This window comes from Rheinheimera sp. MM224 (genome assembly GCF_947090785.1).
Classification (GTDB): domain Bacteria; phylum Pseudomonadota; class Gammaproteobacteria; order Enterobacterales; family Alteromonadaceae; genus Pararheinheimera.
On record NZ_OX352320.1, the window covers coordinates 1,438,481 to 1,454,929 of the forward strand.

Below are 16,449 nucleotides of genomic sequence, written 5' to 3' on the forward strand. Positions count from 1 at the left end.
GTTCAGCACCACAGGCGCTGAACTAAATACACAACCAGATTGTGGCTGATTAATGATGGTGATGACCACCTACACCATGTGCATGACCGTGTTCAATTTCTTCTGCAGAAGCTGCACGCACATCAATCACATCAATCTCAAAGCTTAATGTTTTGCCAGCCAGTGGGTGGTTGGTATCCACTTCAGCTTTAAACATGCCTACTTTAACAACAGTCACCTGACGTTGACCTTGTTCAGTGTTCACTACGGCCACCATGCCTGGTTTCCATTTTTTTGCGCCCATCAGGTGTTTCACCTGAACGCTTTGAATAGAATCTTCAGTGCGTTCACCGTAAGCATCTGCTGGAGCTAAAGTGACGTTGAATTTATCACCAGCCTGATGACCTTCCATTGATTTCTCTAAACCTTCAATCAGGTTACCGTGACCTTGCAGGTATAAAACCGGGTCCTGGCTTCTGGAGTTTTCTAATACGCCAGTCTCGTCTGATAAGGTGTAGTGGAATTGAACCACAGTATCTTTAGTGATTTGCATTGTCTGTTTATCCGCTGCTTGCTAAAAAAATGGCCGCTATTATTACGCAAGCCATCATTCGGGTCGACTTTTTTCTATGATTGATGCACTAAAGCTGGATGGGTTTGAGCCCAGCTTAACGGGTCCAGTGCGTAAAAGGATCGTAACTGCTGGTACAAAGCCGGATGCTGAGCAGCGAATAAATCAGGTTGTTCAAAAAACACCTCTGAAATGACTGCAAAAAATTCTGCCGGATTAGTGGCGGCGTACGAGTCAAACAAAGTGGGTAAACCCTGCGCCAACTGTTTTTGTAATTGTTCAAATTCATGGGATAACACCAAAGACCATTCTTGATATGCCTGAGTGCTGCTGAGCAAAGGAGCGCCTGTGGCCTGACCTTTCAGCTGATCCAACTGATGGGCAAATTCATGGATCACCAGATTATGACCATCGTTACAAATAGCTGCTGATTTTAAGGTATCGACCCATGACAAGATAATCTGGCCGGTTTGCCAGGACTCCCCCAAACGTACTTGCGCCATTTCGCTGACGACTCCTGCTGTATCTGATTGCGCAGTGGGCACTACAAAAGCGGCCGGATAAATCAGAATTTGTTTTAACTTCGGGTAGTAATGAGCGGGTTTATTTAGCAGCAGCAAGCAAGCCTGCGCTGCAATGGTGACTTTCATCTCGTCTGTTACTACTAAGTCAGCACAGCCAACAAATTGTTTTTCTGCCACAAAGACCTGGATCAGTTTTTTCAGTTGCAACTGCAAATCAGCAGGCAAAGCCCGAAAGTAGGGCATACGATGTTTTAAAATTTGACGCCATGCTGCAGGAAAAGGCTGCTGCTGAATTTTTTTCCGGCGATATGTCTTCCAGACAGGTGGCAAAAATATCGCAGCTAACACGACGAGCGTCAGCAAGGTTAACAACAATAAAGGCACTGTCAGTGCTCCACTTGATCTCTGATGAAGCTGTTATGGCGCCGCTATCAATAAATTCAAGGTCAGAGTGGCTTAACAGGTTGCGTCTTTACAGAAAAAAACTATACCCTTTGAGTATCTATAAAAGATTGAGCCTGCTGATGAATCTGTTTCAACTGAATTTAACCCCTGGGTTAGTGCACTCCATTTTATTGCAACTGCGTGACCCTCAAATCCAAAAAGATCGGCTGCGCTTTAAATTTAATTTAGAACGATTAGGTTTTTTATTGGCAGCCGAGTTAGCAAAAACTCTGCCTGTGCACAAAGTTGAAGTGCAAACAGTACTGGGAACTACAGAAATTGCAGTGCCTACACAGCCTCCGGTTTTAGTCACGGTGTTAAGAGCAGGTCTGGCTTTTTATCAGGGGTTTGCCAATGCCTTTGATGATGCAGACAGCGGTTTTATCGGCGCTTATCGTGTGGAAGGGGAGTCTGCAGAGCAGCTTGAGATCAAAATGAATTACGCGGCTTTGCCTGATCTAACAGGCCGGGATTTGATTTTAATAGACCCAATGCTGGCGACTGGCGGGTCCTTGCTTAAGGTCTGGCAATTGATTGCAAGTCAGGCAACACCTCGTTCTGTGCATGTGGCCGCAGCTATTGCAGCACCTGAAGGTGTGGAGGCGTTGCGCCAGCATTTACCGCAAAACAGTTATTTATGGTTAGCTGCTTTGGACCAGCAGTTGAATGAGCAGGCTTATATAGTGCCAGGACTTGGTGATGCAGGCGATCTGTGTTTTGGTCCTAAGCTTTGAATTTTGAAGCTAAAGAAAACATCTCCATCAAGGCGTTTTAGCAGCTAATGGCTGGCGGATCATCCATTGTTGTTTGGGAGCTATGATCTGCTGCAATGGCAATTGGCTGATACTGTGCTGGTCCAAAATTCGTATATGTGGGCTCACTTGTTTGGCATAAGGTTGTTGTTCCAGAATACGTAGCGCCAAATCGATACTGATGCGGGCTTGGATCACAGGCGAATCTGTAGCTGCTGCCAGTAACTGACCGCTTTGGATCAGCCGCACTACCTCTGGATTGGCGTAATACGCCATCACTTCAGTGTTTGTCAGGCTTTCAGCCGAGATAAAATTTTGGGCAACACCAGCAGCGACAGCATTGGCCAGTATATAGTTAGGCTGTTCATGGCCAAACAGCTGCCGGACTAAAGTGGCCTGCGAGAAATTGTCGGTGGCGCCATAACCACCATGCACCAGCTTAATCTGACTACCTTCTAATTCTTGTTTTAAACCCCGTTCTGCATCCTGCACCCATGCTGCCTGGGCTGGTCCTGGAAACCAGGCAACACTCAGGCTCTGCTGCTGACTGTGTTTTAACAAATACTGGATACTTTTGGCTGCCATATCCGCAAAAGACACTGAAGAACGGGCCGTAATAGCCGGGCTCTTAATACCATTAATCAGATCAATCACCGGAATGCCGGAATTTTTTAGCTGTAAAATTAAATCATTTAAGCCTTCACTGGAGATTGCGGCAATAATCAGCGCGTCGGCGTTGTTCGTTATACAATCCTGCAGCTGCTGGCGTTGGCGCGGTAAGTTTTCATAACCTCCGGCTTCATATATTCCCAAGTGTACGCCCTGGCGTTTCGCTTCCTCTGCTAAACCCCAGGACACGCCCCACCAGTAATGATCTTTGCCATGAGGTAACAAAGCGCAGAGCCGCCATGTTTTATTAACTTTTTGCAGAGGTTGGTACTGCAGCTTGTTACCGTCAGCCTGTACGTCAACCGGAAACCAGTTTTGCTCTGCCCACAAGGCGGTGCTGATCCCAAGGCTAATCATCAAAAACGCTTTGAACATGAAATCCCCTTTTTTTGTATCTGTTTAAAACTAGAGGAGATTTCAGAGCTTAGCGAATTGCCTTTCTCTTTATTAGTGTTGATCCAATTTTTTTCGCAAATGCCAGAAGTACCAAAGCACCATAGCGACCACCAGCGGAATACTGATGGATTCTATGGTTTTGGCAGGCCACTGCGGGATCCAGTGCACTATGGCTTGCTGAGCTTTAGTGAGAAGTTGCAGTGAGTAGTAGCTGATGGCGACGACTGACAAACGCTCGACAGCACTTTGTAATTTAAGCTGCAAATGGGCTCTTTTATCCATAGACGATAACAGCGTCTGGTTTTGCCACGCCAACTTTAAGTTGATTTGAGTACGTAACAATTCCGTAGATCGCCCCAAACGTTCTGCCAGTTGTTGCTGACGGGTTAAAATCGACTGCGCTGTTCGCCAGGCTGGCGTTAAGCGTCGTTCGGTAAAATGCTGTAATGACATCAAGCCTTCAACAGGCTGTTCATCCAGACTCTTTAACCTGTCCAGAGTCAGTTGATAATAAGCATGACTGGCCTGTAATCTGCTGCTGTTCTCTGAAATTTGATGCTCTGTCTGGGCAGCTAACTGGATTAGCTCATCCAGCAACTGCTCGTCATTGCCTTGTTTTTGCTCGATGCGCGAGGTAATCACCGCCAGTTGTTGCTCTTGTTGTGGCAACTGATGCAGCGCCTGCTTGCAGTAAGGCCAGGCTAACAGAGCCAGTTTGCGATAGTTACCCAAATCGAACAGCTGCTGCACTAAAGCACCCAAAGCACTGCGGCTCAGGCCGTTATCCAAAACCAGCATACGGCCTGCGCCTTCATTGTGTTTACGAAAATCAGTCCAAATTCTGGCTTTGCCGTTAAATACCATGCTGCTGATCAAATGTTCACTGACAAAAAGCTCTGTTGGGTCTTGCGTCGCCAGTTGAGCCGGCTGAACTATGCTCAGTTGCACCACCCGAAACAACTGTCCTGGCAAGCTGCTAAACCATTCGTTGTCTGGCACTAAATCCTGTGGATCACAAAATAAACTGGAGGCCGCACCGCTGCGGATAAAGGTATAAGTGGAAAACTCATTGTGCCTTTCCCAGCGTAGCCAACAGTTGCCCAATTGCAGATTGCAGTCTTGTTCATGCGGCTCCAGATTTTTACCTTGTTGCAGCGCCAATTGCTGCATAGCCTGATATTCAGCTGCACGTGAAGTGCTGGATAAGGTCAGTACAAACTGACAAAGCTGGCAAGGAGAGTCCAGAGCCGGGAAAAAGCGTTGCTGTAACTCTTGTTCCAGCAAATCGCGTTGCGGGTGTTGGCGTAAATAAAGTTGAACCATAACAGACTCCAAAACTAAAAAACGAACAAGCCACAAAACTGAAGCAGTATCCGTACCCAGCCATGACAGTCTGATGTCAATTAGTTGATTTTATTGATAAATTTAACATCTTTTCTGTGGGTTTTCTTTGTTAATCAATACCTTGATGTGCTTTCCTTGCACAACAGAGCACTAAAAAAGTGCATTTTTGTTAACACTTTATTTTCAAGTGAGGCGGGCTACACTTAAAACAGGAACACAACAAGGAGGGCAAACCAATGCGAACTTTGTATTTGTCGCTGTGTTGTACGACCATGCTGGTCACTGTACCGGCTTTTGGTCTTGAAACATTACCCCAGTTACAACTGGCTCAGTCTTATCAGCAGCAAGAGGCGGTATCTGACTTTTGGATCAGTGAAAAACTAGATGGGGTACGTATCTTTTGGGATGGCAAGCAGTTGCGCAGTCGCAGCGGGCAGTGGATTAAGCTGCCGGATTCTTTATTGAAGCAACTACCTGCTTTTGCTTTGGATGGTGAATTATGGGCAGGCAGAGGTCGGTTTCAGCAGGTGATGCAGGCGTTGCAAAGCTCCGGAACTGAACTCTGGCAAGGTATTCGGATAATGGTGTTTGATGCACCACAACAGCCCGGCACTTTTACTGAACGACTGCAGTTTTTAAAGCAACAATTGCCAGATACAGCTTTTGTGCAGTTATTACCCCAACAGCAGTTGCAGACAAAAGCCCAGCTTGATGAGCTGTTGCAGCAGGTGGTGGCACAAGGTGGTGAAGGGCTAATGTTGCACCATGCAAAAGCTCTTTATCAAAGCGGACGGGTCAGTCATCTACAAAAACTGAAACTCGTAGAGGACGCAGAAGCCAGAGTGGTGGCGCATTTACCGGGGAAAGGCCAGTTTAGTGGCATGCTGGGCGCATTATTGGTGGAGTTACCAGATGGCCGCCGCTTTAAGTTAGGCTCGGGTTTTACTGTAGAAGAACGGAAAAAACCGCCAGAAATAGGGCGTTTAGTGACTTTTCAATACCAGGGATTAACCCATAAAGGCACGCCTCGTTTTGCAGTTTTTGTGCGGGAACGCTCAGAGCCATAAAAAGCCTGTCTGCGGCTCTTGTAGCCGCCTGAACAACCAGACAGAATAGCGACCTTCAGCTGATGAGGTAGCTATGGTTAATCTGGCCTTGATGGGCGCTTTTATTCCGACTTTTTTATTTGTCTCTGTTACGCCTGGTATGTGCATGACCCTTGCTATGACCTTGGGCATGACGCAGGGCGTGCGCCGTACTTTATGGATGATGTGGGGCGAAATGTTAGGTGTGGCTTTGGTGGCCATTCTGGCTGTTTGTGGTGTCGCCGCTATGATGCTGCAATTTCCTACTGTGTTTCAGTGGTTTAAAATCGCTGGCGCTTTATTTCTGGCTTATATCGGCTGGCAAATGTGGTGGGCCAAAGGCAAGTTAGCTATTCCTCAAGCTGGTGTCAGTCGTGAGCTGATGCCAAGACGCACTTTATTTAGTCAGGGTTTTGTCACCGCCGTGTCTAACCCTAAAGGCTGGGCTTTTCATATGGCCTTATTGCCGCCTTTTATCGACAGTCAACTGGCATTTTGGCCTCAGTTGCTGGTGTTGGTTTGTATTATTATTTTGTTAGAGTTTCTCTCCATGCTGCTGTACGCCAGTGGCGGTAAAGCTTTGGGCGCTTTTTTTCAGCAACAAAACAAAGTACAGTGGCTCAACCGTATCGCTGCCAGCTTAATGTTTGCTGTGGCGCTTTGGATGCTGCTTGGTTAGCACTGGCGTCATGACTACCAGCGATAACCAAAAATCAGGCTGCTGGAACGCTGTTTAGCCTCTGCTAGCCAACCATCCCACTGGGTCCTGTTTGGTTGAACGCTGGTTAAACTGCTGTGCTCCAGTGCAATATTAAAATGTTCTGTCAGCTGATAAGTCCAGTTCAAAGTCCAGCTGTGGCCTTTGCCATTGTTATCATCTGTTGGAGTCAGGTCTTTATCTATAACTTCAAAACGGTCATAACGGGCACTTAAGCTGTGCTGCTCCAGCTGATAGTTCAGCATCAGGTAACTGCTGCGATAATCTGCCACTACTGTATTTTGCCCCATGGCTGTATCGCCATTCAGATACTGCGCCAGTAGCCGCCACTGCTCTGTCAACTGATGTTGCAAAGCCAGACTGACAAAACGGGTATCCCAGGCATATTGGCCCTCTTTGAAAGTCGTGGGTTCGCCTCTGTTGTCATACCAATAGAGCCGGACTTCGGTTTGATCTTTATGCTGCCAGTGCAGTCCTGTGTAGTAGCCGGTTTTATGATCCAGTTCGCGATTAGGTTCCACCCAAGCTGGTTGTTTTTCAACTACACCGCCTACCGCTATGCTGGGGTAATTGGCAAAATCAACCCGCTCCCCAATACCGGTTTGCAGATTATGCAAAGCAAAACCACGCCAGGTTAAAATGGAACCTGCCGGATCATTGCCTTGAAACAATGCGCCTACCCACTGGAAACTATGGTCTGATTTAAAAAAACGGCCGGGACGACTGACGGATAATTCAACAGCTCTGGTTTTGATTTCTTCGGCTATCCAGCTGTTAATGGCGGAGAATGAATTCGTATAAGGCGAAGTCCAGGCCAGATCAGTATTTTCCAGTGACATGGCCGGATAAAATACCCCGGCTCTGCCACGCACTCTGTATCCTTCATGAGGCAGAGGACTCCAGTTTAGCCAGGCTTCTGTCACTTCAACCCCAGCTTCAGGTGCTCTGTGCCACTGGGCATGCACTATGGCTGAGAAATCAGAATCTGTTTCAAGCAAAGCGACCAGATACTGTGGTCCTGCGCCTGCCTCGGTATGATGGCCCAACTGGCCTGTGCCTTTTTGCCACCATGGCGCTAAATAATGAGCTGTATCATTTTGTTTATTCAGGTAAAATTCACCACGACCATGCAGGCTCAGCTGCTCAAAATCTTGGGCTGTTGCACTGAAAGGCAAAGCTGATATCAGACTGATACAAAAAAGAGCTGGGCGGGTCGTGGACATCCTGTATTCCTTAATTTTTATTCTGCTGTGATAGTAGCAGTTTGCTCTGACTGATAAAAAGCAGCGACAGAGAAAAACTAGAGATACCACAAAGTTTCTCAGCTTTATCTGGCAGATGGTGACAAGATGCCTAAACTGCTTTAGCTTAACCAGACTTTTGCCAGCCTTGGCTTGGAGATTATTCAATGACTTTGTTCGCTGCTGTTTTATCTGCTTGTCTATTGTTCTGTTTTAGTACTGGGGCAGTAGCTGCAGTGCAAATTACAGTGACTGATCAGCAAGGCCAACCCTTGGAAGATGCTGCAGTTGAGCTGCTTGACCCGGCAAATAAAAACTTTTCACAAAAAAAAGCAGAAGTGAAACAGCAGGACCTGATCTTTATTCCTTTTGTTTCGGCCTATCAAACAGGCACTGCTGTTGATTTTCCGAATATGGATAAAACCCGGCATCACGTGTATTCCTTTTCACCTGCCAAAGTATTTGAACTAAAGCTGTATGCCAATAAACCTGAAGCACCAGTGGTCTTTGATCAGGCCGGTATTATCGCTTTGGGCTGTAACATTCATGATTATATGCAGGCCTATATTTACGTAGGTGACAGTCCGTTTTTGCAGGTCACTGATGGCAAAGGCCTGGTGACTTTTAACGATATTCCTGATGGCACTTATCAGCTCAAACTCTGGCACCCGTGGCAAAATACAGACTGGGTGACTCAGCAAGTACAAATTAAACAAGGCCAGGTGATGAGTTATCAGCTGGCCATTACCGCTCAGGAAAAACCAAAGAAACCGAAAAAAGGCTTTGGTGCTTCCTACACTCCCTGATTTTTTAACCTACCCGATTTTTAACTTAAAGGAGCCGACTCATGGCCACAGTAACATTAAAAGGTAATCCATTTCAGACCATAGGCGAACTGCCGGCAGTGGGCAGCAAAGCCCCTGATTTCACCCTAACGGGTGCTGGTTTAGCTGATGTAAAACTGGCAGATTTTGCGGGTCAACGTCTGGTACTGAATATTTTCCCAAGTGTAGATACACCAACTTGCGCTACTTCAGTCCGTACTTTTAACAAGGCTTTATCGAGCTTAAGCAATACAACGGTGTTGTGTGTTTCGGCAGACTTACCTTTTGCTCAGGCACGTTTTTGTGGTGCTGAAGGTTTAGAGCAAGTGAAAAACGGTTCAAGTTTCCGCAGTTCATTTGGCAAAGACTATGGTGTGGCATTTTCTACTGGTCCTCTGACTGGTTTATTGTCCCGTGCTGTTGTCGTTGTTGGCACTGACGGTACAGTGTTATACACAGAACAAGTGGCTGAAACTGCTGATGAACCTTCGTACGAAGGCGCTTTGGCTGTCTTAGCTTAAAAGTGTAGAGGTCAGAGTCGCGAGCTCTGACCTCGATTCAAAGAGTCCTGTTATGCGACACAGACTGCTTTTAGTTTTCGCTTTGTTTATGTTGCCTCCGGTCTTGGCTGATACCACAGCCTCGCCAGATAAAATCCTGCGCATGGGTATTCATAATTTTCCACCTGATTTTGTGGTCAGTACTGATGGCAAAAGTTGTAGTGGTGAAGGATATCTGTTGGCTCAACAGGTGTTTGCACAAGCAGGTTTTAAGTTAAAAGCGGTTTGTACCACACCAGCCCGGATGTATTTGTTATTAGACCAAGGTGAAGTGGATTTTAGTATTAATGTAAAAACCACAGCTGCGATCAGTAAAAAACATAGGTTTGTTGAACCTGCTTATATGCCGATGCAGCTGATGCTGTACAGTCATTCACTCAGCTCTACTGCGCCACAAGATAAAACAGTAGCCGCTATCCGCTCTTTTGATTATTTAGGTCAGCGTCAGCAATTGCTTCAGCAAGGTTATCAACTGGTGGATATGCCTGACAGTATCAGCGCTGTGCAGTTATTTTTGCACCAACGTACTCAGCATTTGATTAGTTATCAGGGACCTTTTGTGGCTTATGCTGATAAACAATCCACTGATGTTGTTACTGGCTTAAAACAAAAGAAACTGGCAGAAATAGACGCCTATTTTGTGGTGTCAGCTGCTTCAGCTGATCATCAGGATATCATTGATATTTTGCAATATTATGCCAAAGCTCATAGTTGCAGTTATCTGAAAGGCTGTGGTTAAGCAGATCTGCCCATGTCTTGCCTGAAGTTTAAAAGCATTGCTTTTTTACCGCTGTTTTTGCTTGAATAGCTGCTTCTTTTTATTCTTCGCAGAATCTTTTTATGTACATCGAAGCTCTTGACCCTTTATCTGCTCCGGCAGCTCATTTATTGGCTTTATCCGATGCTTATATGGCGTCTTTATATCCAGCTGAAAGTAACCATATGGAAAGCCCATCTGCCTTGGCTTTGCCTAATGTCCTGTTTTTAGGCGCTTATCTGGATGGCGAGTTAGCAGGCTGTGGCGCCGTTAAAATAATGCATGATGATGGGAGTTATGGCGAAATTAAGCGGGTGTATGTGCTGGATGCATTCAGAGGCCGCGGCGTGTCAAAACAGCTGATGCATGCACTGGAAGCTCATCTTATAGAACAGCATATCCCACTGGCACGGCTTGAAACCGGTATTTCTCAGCCCGAAGCTTTGGGCTTGTATGAAAAGCTGGGGTACCAGTACAGAGCACCTTTTGCCTCTTATCTGTTGGATCCGTTAAGTGTGTTTATGGAAAAGCGCCTTTAGCCTGTCGCTTTTTGTCCCTGAAATAGTTGTGTTTACGCTGGTCATCAGCGCATTTTTTACGCTAAGCTGCTTCTTGTGCCTGATTGATGTACATTTTAATCAGGCTTCCTACTGATATTAAACAGAAACAAGGAGTCTGGTTTATGCGTTTTTATTCTGCTCAATTATGGATGCTGCTGGTCGCTTCACTGCTGGCAGGTTGTAGCACTTTACCTTCATCAACCTCAGCACTGACTAAATCACCCGCTACTACAGTACCAGCCACGGAACCGCTTAACGCAGCAGGGGGCGCTGATTGTGTTGGTACCATTCAGGCGCCAGCTGCTGGTCTGGAAGCCACTTCAGATCCAGAGCTGTTGCAATCAGCTTTAGGCCAGCCTGACAAAGGCCAGCTTTGTATGGGACAGGTGTTTGTGGCTACAGCACCAGTGAAGGTATATAGAGTGTGGGATCAGGCCAAAAGCTATACGCTGTATGGCCGTTGGTGGTCATTTATGTTACCCAAAGGCCCGACCGATCAGTACAGAGAAGCCAACGCCATTTGTCCAAGCTGGAGCGTATTAAACCAAATGAGCAGTTGTACTTTAAAAGTCGGTAGTAAAATTGTGGTAGGGCCAGGTCAAAGCGCCGATTGTGGAGAAGGTCTGGTCTATCCGAAGTCTGCTGTGAATCAGGTCTATATCAATAACGATTCACGTAACAATGTGCTTTGGGTGGAAAACTGTGACGCAGGTAGTAACTGGCCGCAATAGGGGGAAACAGAGTATGCATAAAAGTCGCTTAGCCGCTTTTGTTCTGGATAGTAAAGTGAGCGATATTCAGCAGGCCAGTGAATTCTGGAGCCAGGCGTTGGGTTATCAGTTGCTATCTTCCGATCCTGAGTGGGCTGAGCGTTATGCTTATTTGGATAACCCATCCTCTGAGCCCAGGCTATTGCTGCAAAAAGTTGAGCATCCAAGCCATATTCACCTGGATATTGAAACGGACAATATCGAGGCTGAAGTAGAGCGCCTGAGTAAATTGGGCGCTTTTGTTGTAAAACAAATGCCACGCTGGACTGTGATGGAATCTCCAAGTGGTCATCGATTTTGTGTGGTGATGCCACAACGTGCCGATTTTGCCCAAAGCCCTGATGTAAAGCTCTGGCCTTAACCTAAGTTCTTGTAATGTTTCTGTCGCAGCCCTTTGTCTACAGACAAAGGGCTTGTGTTCAATTCCCCGCCTTATCGTGTTTTTTAATTTAAATAATTAACAGTTGTTCACTCATTCTTGTTTTTTAATTTAAATTTACAATTTAAATAATTTATTTAAATTCAATTGTTTATTGTTTTTGTGTCTGATTTTTAAATTCGAAAAGTGGAGTTTTATTTATTTTTAGTGTACAACTGTGCGCTGAAATCAAGTGGAAGGACCAGTGTGAGCAAAACCATCTCTTTATGGGGCCAAAGCCTCTATCGCCAATTTAGTTTAATGCTGGCGAATCAACCTAAGCTGGGTTATTACCTGCATCCTTTGTTGAACTGGAATAAACCTGCGCTGCATCCGGACTATCACAGTGCCCGTGTTGTGGACTTTTACTGGGAAACCGATCAGATGTTGAGTGTCTGGTTAGAACCTGCATCGTCCTGGACTGGTTTTACTCCAGGTCAGCATCTTCTGGTCACTATGTTGCATAAAGGCCGTTATATCAGCCGCAGTTTTAGTATCAGCTCGTCCTCTGCTTTATTTGCGCAGCAAAAACAAATCCGCATTAGTTGCCGTATTCAGCCTCAAGGCGAGTTTACTAAAGCTTTAGCCGCAGGCATTTCTAAGCTGACTCATCTGAATATCAGTGATGCGATGGGCGATTTTGTACTGGCGACTCAAGCTGATACTGCGCTTGAACAGAACATAGTGATGGTGGCGGCAGGTTCTGGCATTACACCTCTTTGGTCCATGCTAAGCAGTTTACGCTGCTGGACTTCGCCTATTGTGTTGTTTTATTGCGTTAAAAATGCAGCTCAAGCGGCCTTTTTGGCTGAATTAAAACTACTGGCTGCAAAACAGCCTTTATTTGAACTGCAACTGATTGAAACTGCTACTTGCGGCCGGCTGAACTTAGTGCGGCAATTAAAAGCGAAAGCCGGTTTTTCGCTGACCAAAGCTCTTTACTATTTTTGTGGCCCAGCTGCGATGAGCCGTCAGTACAAGGACGATTTGATCCAACAAGGCGTGCCATCGACTGCTATGTATGCAGAACTATTTGGATTGGCCTCTGCTGCATCTGAAGGGCCGGTCAAACAAGCCTTGTTTATGCAACAGCAGGGAAAAGTGACAGCTGTAGAGGCTGCAGCTGGAGTGCCTTTATTGCAGGCCGCTGAGCAACAGGGCTTGAGCCCACGCTTTGGTTGCCGGATAGGTGTGTGTTATCAGTGTGTGTGTCAGAAAAAATCAGGCCAGGTACTGAATTTACGCACAGGTCAAATCTCAGGCGACGGCCCTGAACAAATTCAGTTGTGTATCAGCGCTGCGCACAGCAACCTGCAGATAGAGTTATAGGATCATGATGAAACTTACAGAACAACAATTGTCTGAACTGGCCGCTGAACTGGATCAGGTCAAAGCCGGTGTGATGGGTCAGTTGGGAGATAAAGAAGCACGTTATATTCGCCGTATGTTACTGACGCAGCGCTTAAGCGCCATTTCAGGCCGTGTATTGATGGTGCTGGGTTTTATTACGCCATGGCTATGGGTTTTAGGTGTTGCGCTTTTGGCGTTGGCAAAAATTCTCGACAATATGGAAATAGGTCACAACGTCTTGCATGGCCAGTACGACTGGATGAATGACCTTGTGCTGCATTCTCAACGTTTTGAATGGGATATCGCCTGTGATGCGGGTTCCTGGAAACGCACTCATAACTTCGAGCATCACACCTACACCAATATCATCGGCAAAGACCGCGACTTTGGTTATGGCTTATTGCGCCTGAGTAATGATTTCCGCTGGCGGCTGCGTAACTTATGGCAGTTTGTCACTTATCTGGTATTGAGCACTTTGTTTCAATGGGGCGTGTCTTACCACGAGCTGGCGGGTGAGCGGGTGTTTTTTGGTAAAAAGAAACCCGATCGGATCAACAGTGTCAGCCACAAGGATTTGAAAAAAGCCTTCTTTGGCAAAGGTGCACGTCAGCTGTTTAAAGATTATGTGTTTTTCCCTTTGATTGCCGGGCCTATGTGGTTATGGGTGTTAGCAGGTAATTTAGTGGCGAATATTATCCGTAATTTATGGACCTCCACTGTGATTTTTTGTGGTCATTTCACAGCGGATGTTCACACCTTTACCCAACAGCAATGCGAAGGCGAAAGCCGTGGACACTGGTACTATCGGCAAGTTTTAGGCTCGTCCAACTTTACCGGACCCCGTTGGTTTCATATTTTAACTGGCCATTTAAGCTGCCAGATTGAACATCATTTATTTCCGGATATGCCAGCTATGCATTATCTGACAGTCGCACCCCAGGTTGAGGCTATTGCGAAAAAATATGGCATTGCTTATAACAGCGGCAGTTTTTTACGCCAGTACGCCACTGTAGTGGCCCGGATTATCAGATATTCTTTCCCAGGTGGCCGCGCCACCGCAGTATAAAAGGTGGCGGCGCTACCAGAGCATAAAAGGTGGCTGCGCCACCAGAGTAACAAAAGGACAGAACTATGTTATTTGCCGATGTAATGCAGCAGTTTAAAGCCGGACAGGCGGATGAGTTACAGATTGAAGTGCCAGAGCAGTGGGGCCAGGGCAGGGCGGTGTTTGGTGGTATGGCATCGGCTTTAGCTTTGGCGCATTTAGTCACTGAATTGCCTACACAAATACCGCTGCGCTCAGTGTCCGTGTCTTTTGTTGCACCGTTAAATGCAGGACTTGCCACTGTATCGCGGCGTATTTTGCGTCAGGGCAAGTCAGTCATTCAAGCGATGGTGGAGATTACTCAGCAGGATCAGGTGGCATTAGTGTTGCTGGCGAGCTTTGGTGCTGAACGTCCATCGGCTTATCAGATTAAAGCGGAAGCAGCGCCAGACTCTGGTACCCAGGCTATGGTATTGCCAAAACAAGGGCCAGCGCCTGAATTTACCCGACATTTTGATTACCATATCACTCGTGGTGCTATGCCATTTTCAGGTGGCAGAGGCACAGAGTTAGGTGGGCTTATCCGTTTTGCTGAAGGCGAAAGCACAGCTGTAGGTGTACTGGAGTTATTGGCGTTGGTCGACGCCTGGCCGCCGGTCAGTTTAACTTTACTGAACCAGCCAGCTCCTGCCAGTTCGTTAACCTGGACTATTGAGTTTATTCAGCCGCATCAAGGTGCTGCAACTAAAGCTCTGACGACTGACTGGTGGTCATATCTTGCCAGTATTGAGCATGGTGCTGATGGCTATCATCATATTGAAGCCAAGTTATGGCAACCGGATGGCCAATTAGCAGCCATTAGCCGTCAGACGGTCACAGTGTTCGCCTGATGCTTACCCTAGTGAAAAGTGCTTAAAATTTATACTCGCTCGGCAAGTGCGCTTCTGTTATAGTGCGCGCCCTTTTTCCCGTGCCAGTTTCTGTGTCAATAGAGAGTACCCATTTTTTGAGCAACGCCACTTTTACCAGTCTGCCTTTAGCAGAACATTTATTACAAAGCCTTGAGAGTCTTGGCTACAGTCAGATGACCCCTATTCAGCAACAGGCTTTGCCTGCGCTGTTGGAAGGCAAAGACATTCTGGCCAAAGCCCGCACCGGCAGTGGCAAGACAGTGGCTTTTGCCCTGACCTTATTGCATAAACTTGCGGTCAAACGTTTCCGTATCCAATCGCTGGTGCTTTGTCCTACCCGTGAACTGGCTGAGCAGGTTGCACAGGAAATCCGTCGTTTAGCCCGCAGCCAACACAATATCAAAGTGTTGACGCTGGTAGGTGGTGTTTCTGTTGGCCCTCAAATTGGCTCGTTAGAACATGGCGCTCATATTATTGTCGGCACACCGGGTCGGATCCTCGAGATGATCGACCGTAACCTGCTGAACTTGTCTGATGTAGAAACCCTGGTGTTGGATGAAGCTGACCGTATGCTGGACATGGGTTTTTCTGATGATATAGGCGTGATTCTGAAAGCTCTGCCTGCGGATCGCCAAACCTTGTTGTTTTCAGCCACTTACCCGGACAAAGTGAACGATCTTAAACGTCACTTAAAAGCGGATGCTGTGCAGGTGTTTGTTGAAGATACTGAACAAACTGAAATAGAGCAGAAATTTATTGAAGTAGATGCCAACGACAAAATTGCGGCCTTAAAGCAAATATTGTCCTGGCATGGTGCCAAGCCCACACTGATTTTCTCCAATATGCGCAAAGACACTCAGGATATTTGTGATGAATTGGCGGATGCCGGTTACAGCGTCATGTCGTTGCATGGCGACTTGGAGCAGCGTGACCGTGAGCGTGTGCTGATGCAGTTTACCAACCAAAGTTGCCTGATTATGGTTGCAACCGATGTTGCAGCCCGGGGTCTGGATATCAGCGCTTTGCCTTTGGTCATTAACTACGATTTATCCAACGACCCTGAAGTACATGTCCACAGGGTAGGACGTACTGGCCGTGCAGGTGCTGAGGGCCTGGCTTTAACGCTGGTGACTCCTTCACAAATGGGCCGTTTAGCCGCACTGGAAGATCAACTGGGTTTAACAGCACAGTGGGCAGAGTTAACTGCTTATCCTGCTAAAGATGCTGTACCAGCGCGCGCGCCTATGCGCACTGTGATGATCGATGGCGGCAAAAAAGATAAAGTACGACCAGGCGACATAGTCGGCGCTTTAACAGGTGAACTGGGTTTATCATTTGACCAACTAGGTAAAATAAACGTGTTGGCAATGGTGAGTTTTGTCGCTGTTCGCAACGACGTGGCAAATGCCGCACTAAAACGCTTAAGCGAAGGTAAAATCAAAGGCCGTCAATTCCGCTGCCGTTTTGTCTGACACTAGCTGACCTTTTGTATGAATAAATTGGAGCCACCTTTGGGTGGCTTTTGTTTACT

Annotated in this window: 18 protein-coding genes; 13 read left to right on the plus strand and 5 right to left on the minus strand. The window is 46.7% G+C overall.

Translation table 11 applies throughout. The features are described 5' to 3' along the window. Window positions 1–49 precede the first annotated feature (49 nt). On the minus strand, window positions 50–532 hold the full coding sequence (locus OM978_RS06715; protein WP_233008611.1) for an FKBP-type peptidyl-prolyl cis-trans isomerase: 483 nt from the start codon (window positions 530–532) through the stop codon (window positions 50–52). 74 nt (window positions 533–606) lie between these two features. Next, entirely contained in the window at window positions 607–1,458 is an 852-nt protein-coding gene (locus tag OM978_RS06720) for a zinc-dependent peptidase (RefSeq protein WP_264346112.1), read from the minus strand. A gap of 140 nt (window positions 1,459–1,598) precedes the next feature. Here OM978_RS06720 and upp point away from each other — a divergent pair, with 140 nt between their 5' ends. Then, window positions 1,599–2,252 carry a uracil phosphoribosyltransferase gene (gene upp / locus OM978_RS06725; RefSeq protein WP_264346113.1) on the plus strand — a complete coding sequence of 218 codons (654 nt, stop codon included), beginning with the start codon at window positions 1,599–1,601 and terminating at the stop codon, window positions 2,250–2,252. A 27-nt stretch (window positions 2,253–2,279) separates the two neighbouring features. On the opposite strand, the gene torT is transcribed toward upp, so the two are convergent. Together torT and OM978_RS06735 are read right to left on the minus strand one after the other, a co-directional pair. Then, on the minus strand, window positions 2,280–3,314 hold the full coding sequence (gene torT / locus OM978_RS06730; protein ID WP_264346114.1) for a TMAO reductase system periplasmic protein TorT: 1,035 nt from the start codon (window positions 3,312–3,314) through the stop codon (window positions 2,280–2,282). A 72-nt stretch (window positions 3,315–3,386) separates the two neighbouring features. Further along, window positions 3,387–4,658: a DUF3422 family protein gene (locus OM978_RS06735; protein ID WP_264346115.1), complete on the minus strand. Its 1,272-nt coding sequence runs from the start codon at window positions 4,656–4,658 to the stop codon at window positions 3,387–3,389. A gap of 257 nt (window positions 4,659–4,915) precedes the next feature. On the opposite strand from OM978_RS06735, the gene OM978_RS06740 reads away from it, so the two are divergent. Together OM978_RS06740 and OM978_RS06745 are read left to right on the plus strand one after the other, a co-directional pair. After that, entirely contained in the window at window positions 4,916–5,746 is an 831-nt protein-coding gene (locus OM978_RS06740; RefSeq protein ID WP_264346116.1) for a DNA ligase, read from the plus strand. A 73-nt stretch (window positions 5,747–5,819) separates the two neighbouring features. Continuing rightward, window positions 5,820–6,443, plus strand: coding sequence for a LysE family translocator (locus tag OM978_RS06745; RefSeq protein WP_264346117.1), 624 nt, complete (start codon window positions 5,820–5,822; stop codon window positions 6,441–6,443). Window positions 6,444–6,457: 14 nt separating this feature from the next. Here OM978_RS06745 and OM978_RS06750 read toward each other — a convergent pair whose 3' ends face one another. Further along, window positions 6,458–7,705, minus strand: a complete 1,248-nt coding sequence (locus tag OM978_RS06750; RefSeq protein ID WP_264346118.1) for a hypothetical protein — start codon at window positions 7,703–7,705, stop codon at window positions 6,458–6,460. 254 nt (window positions 7,706–7,959) lie between these two features. On the opposite strand from OM978_RS06750, the gene OM978_RS06755 reads away from it, so the two are divergent. The 10 genes from OM978_RS06755 (at window position 7,960) to dbpA (ending at window position 16,390) form a co-directional block, all read left to right on the plus strand. Continuing rightward, window positions 7,960–8,529, plus strand: coding sequence for a methylamine utilization protein (locus OM978_RS06755; RefSeq protein ID WP_264346119.1), 570 nt, complete (start codon window positions 7,960–7,962; stop codon window positions 8,527–8,529). 41 nt (window positions 8,530–8,570) lie between these two features. Further along, on the plus strand, window positions 8,571–9,068 hold the full coding sequence (tpx, locus tag OM978_RS06760) for a thiol peroxidase (protein WP_233008628.1): 498 nt from the start codon (window positions 8,571–8,573) through the stop codon (window positions 9,066–9,068). Between the two features lie 52 nt (window positions 9,069–9,120). Then, a complete protein-coding gene (locus OM978_RS06765; RefSeq protein WP_264346120.1) occupies window positions 9,121–9,846 on the plus strand; it encodes a transporter substrate-binding domain-containing protein in 726 nt (241 codons plus the stop codon). 101 nt (window positions 9,847–9,947) lie between these two features. Next, window positions 9,948–10,403 (plus strand): GNAT family N-acetyltransferase, encoded by a 456-nt coding sequence (locus OM978_RS06770; RefSeq protein WP_264346121.1) that lies wholly within the window; start codon window positions 9,948–9,950, stop codon window positions 10,401–10,403. A 143-nt stretch (window positions 10,404–10,546) separates the two neighbouring features. Further along, window positions 10,547–11,155 (plus strand): hypothetical protein, encoded by a 609-nt coding sequence (locus OM978_RS06775; protein ID WP_264346122.1) that lies wholly within the window; start codon window positions 10,547–10,549, stop codon window positions 11,153–11,155. Between the two features lie 13 nt (window positions 11,156–11,168). Then, entirely contained in the window at window positions 11,169–11,555 is a 387-nt protein-coding gene (locus tag OM978_RS06780; protein WP_264346123.1) for a VOC family protein, read from the plus strand. A gap of 264 nt (window positions 11,556–11,819) precedes the next feature. After that, window positions 11,820–12,941: a flavin reductase family protein gene (locus OM978_RS06785; protein WP_264346124.1), complete on the plus strand. Its 1,122-nt coding sequence runs from the start codon at window positions 11,820–11,822 to the stop codon at window positions 12,939–12,941. A 4-nt stretch (window positions 12,942–12,945) separates the two neighbouring features. Then, complete coding sequence (locus OM978_RS06790; RefSeq protein WP_264346125.1) at window positions 12,946–14,028, plus strand: fatty acid desaturase family protein; 1,083 nt, start codon at window positions 12,946–12,948, stop codon at window positions 14,026–14,028. A 65-nt stretch (window positions 14,029–14,093) separates the two neighbouring features. Further along, on the plus strand, window positions 14,094–14,897 hold the full coding sequence (locus tag OM978_RS06795; protein ID WP_264346126.1) for an acyl-CoA thioesterase: 804 nt from the start codon (window positions 14,094–14,096) through the stop codon (window positions 14,895–14,897). Between the two features lie 116 nt (window positions 14,898–15,013). Continuing rightward, the gene (gene dbpA / locus OM978_RS06800; protein ID WP_264346127.1) at window positions 15,014–16,390 is read left to right on the plus strand and encodes an ATP-dependent RNA helicase DbpA; all 1,377 of its coding nucleotides are present in this window, start codon (window positions 15,014–15,016) and stop codon (window positions 16,388–16,390) included. Window positions 16,391–16,449: the final 59 nt, after the last annotated feature.

Excerpts from the sequence above, each read along its gene's own strand:
- OM978_RS06735 (WP_264346115.1), bottom strand. The coding sequence starts at position 4,658 with ATGGTTCAACTTTATTTACGCCAACACCCGCAACGCGATTTGCTGGAA.
- OM978_RS06795 (WP_264346126.1), top strand. The coding sequence starts at position 14,094 with ATGTTATTTGCCGATGTAATGCAGCAGTTTAAAGCCGGACAGGCGGAT.
- OM978_RS06765 (WP_264346120.1), top strand. The coding sequence starts at position 9,121 with ATGCGACACAGACTGCTTTTAGTTTTCGCTTTGTTTATGTTGCCTCCG.
- OM978_RS06745 (WP_264346117.1), top strand. The coding sequence starts at position 5,820 with ATGGTTAATCTGGCCTTGATGGGCGCTTTTATTCCGACTTTTTTATTT.
- tpx (WP_233008628.1), top strand. The coding sequence starts at position 8,571 with ATGGCCACAGTAACATTAAAAGGTAATCCATTTCAGACCATAGGCGAA.
- OM978_RS06750 (WP_264346118.1), bottom strand. The coding sequence starts at position 7,705 with ATGTCCACGACCCGCCCAGCTCTTTTTTGTATCAGTCTGATATCAGCT.
- OM978_RS06715 (WP_233008611.1), bottom strand. The coding sequence starts at position 532 with ATGCAAATCACTAAAGATACTGTGGTTCAATTCCACTACACCTTATCA.
- OM978_RS06770 (WP_264346121.1), top strand. The coding sequence starts at position 9,948 with ATGTACATCGAAGCTCTTGACCCTTTATCTGCTCCGGCAGCTCATTTA.
- torT (WP_264346114.1), bottom strand. The coding sequence starts at position 3,314 with ATGTTCAAAGCGTTTTTGATGATTAGCCTTGGGATCAGCACCGCCTTG.
- OM978_RS06775 (WP_264346122.1), top strand. The coding sequence starts at position 10,547 with ATGCGTTTTTATTCTGCTCAATTATGGATGCTGCTGGTCGCTTCACTG.
- OM978_RS06780 (WP_264346123.1), top strand. The coding sequence starts at position 11,169 with ATGCATAAAAGTCGCTTAGCCGCTTTTGTTCTGGATAGTAAAGTGAGC.
- OM978_RS06740 (WP_264346116.1), top strand. The coding sequence starts at position 4,916 with ATGCGAACTTTGTATTTGTCGCTGTGTTGTACGACCATGCTGGTCACT.
- OM978_RS06790 (WP_264346125.1), top strand. The coding sequence starts at position 12,946 with ATGATGAAACTTACAGAACAACAATTGTCTGAACTGGCCGCTGAACTG.
- upp (WP_264346113.1), top strand. The coding sequence starts at position 1,599 with ATGAATCTGTTTCAACTGAATTTAACCCCTGGGTTAGTGCACTCCATT.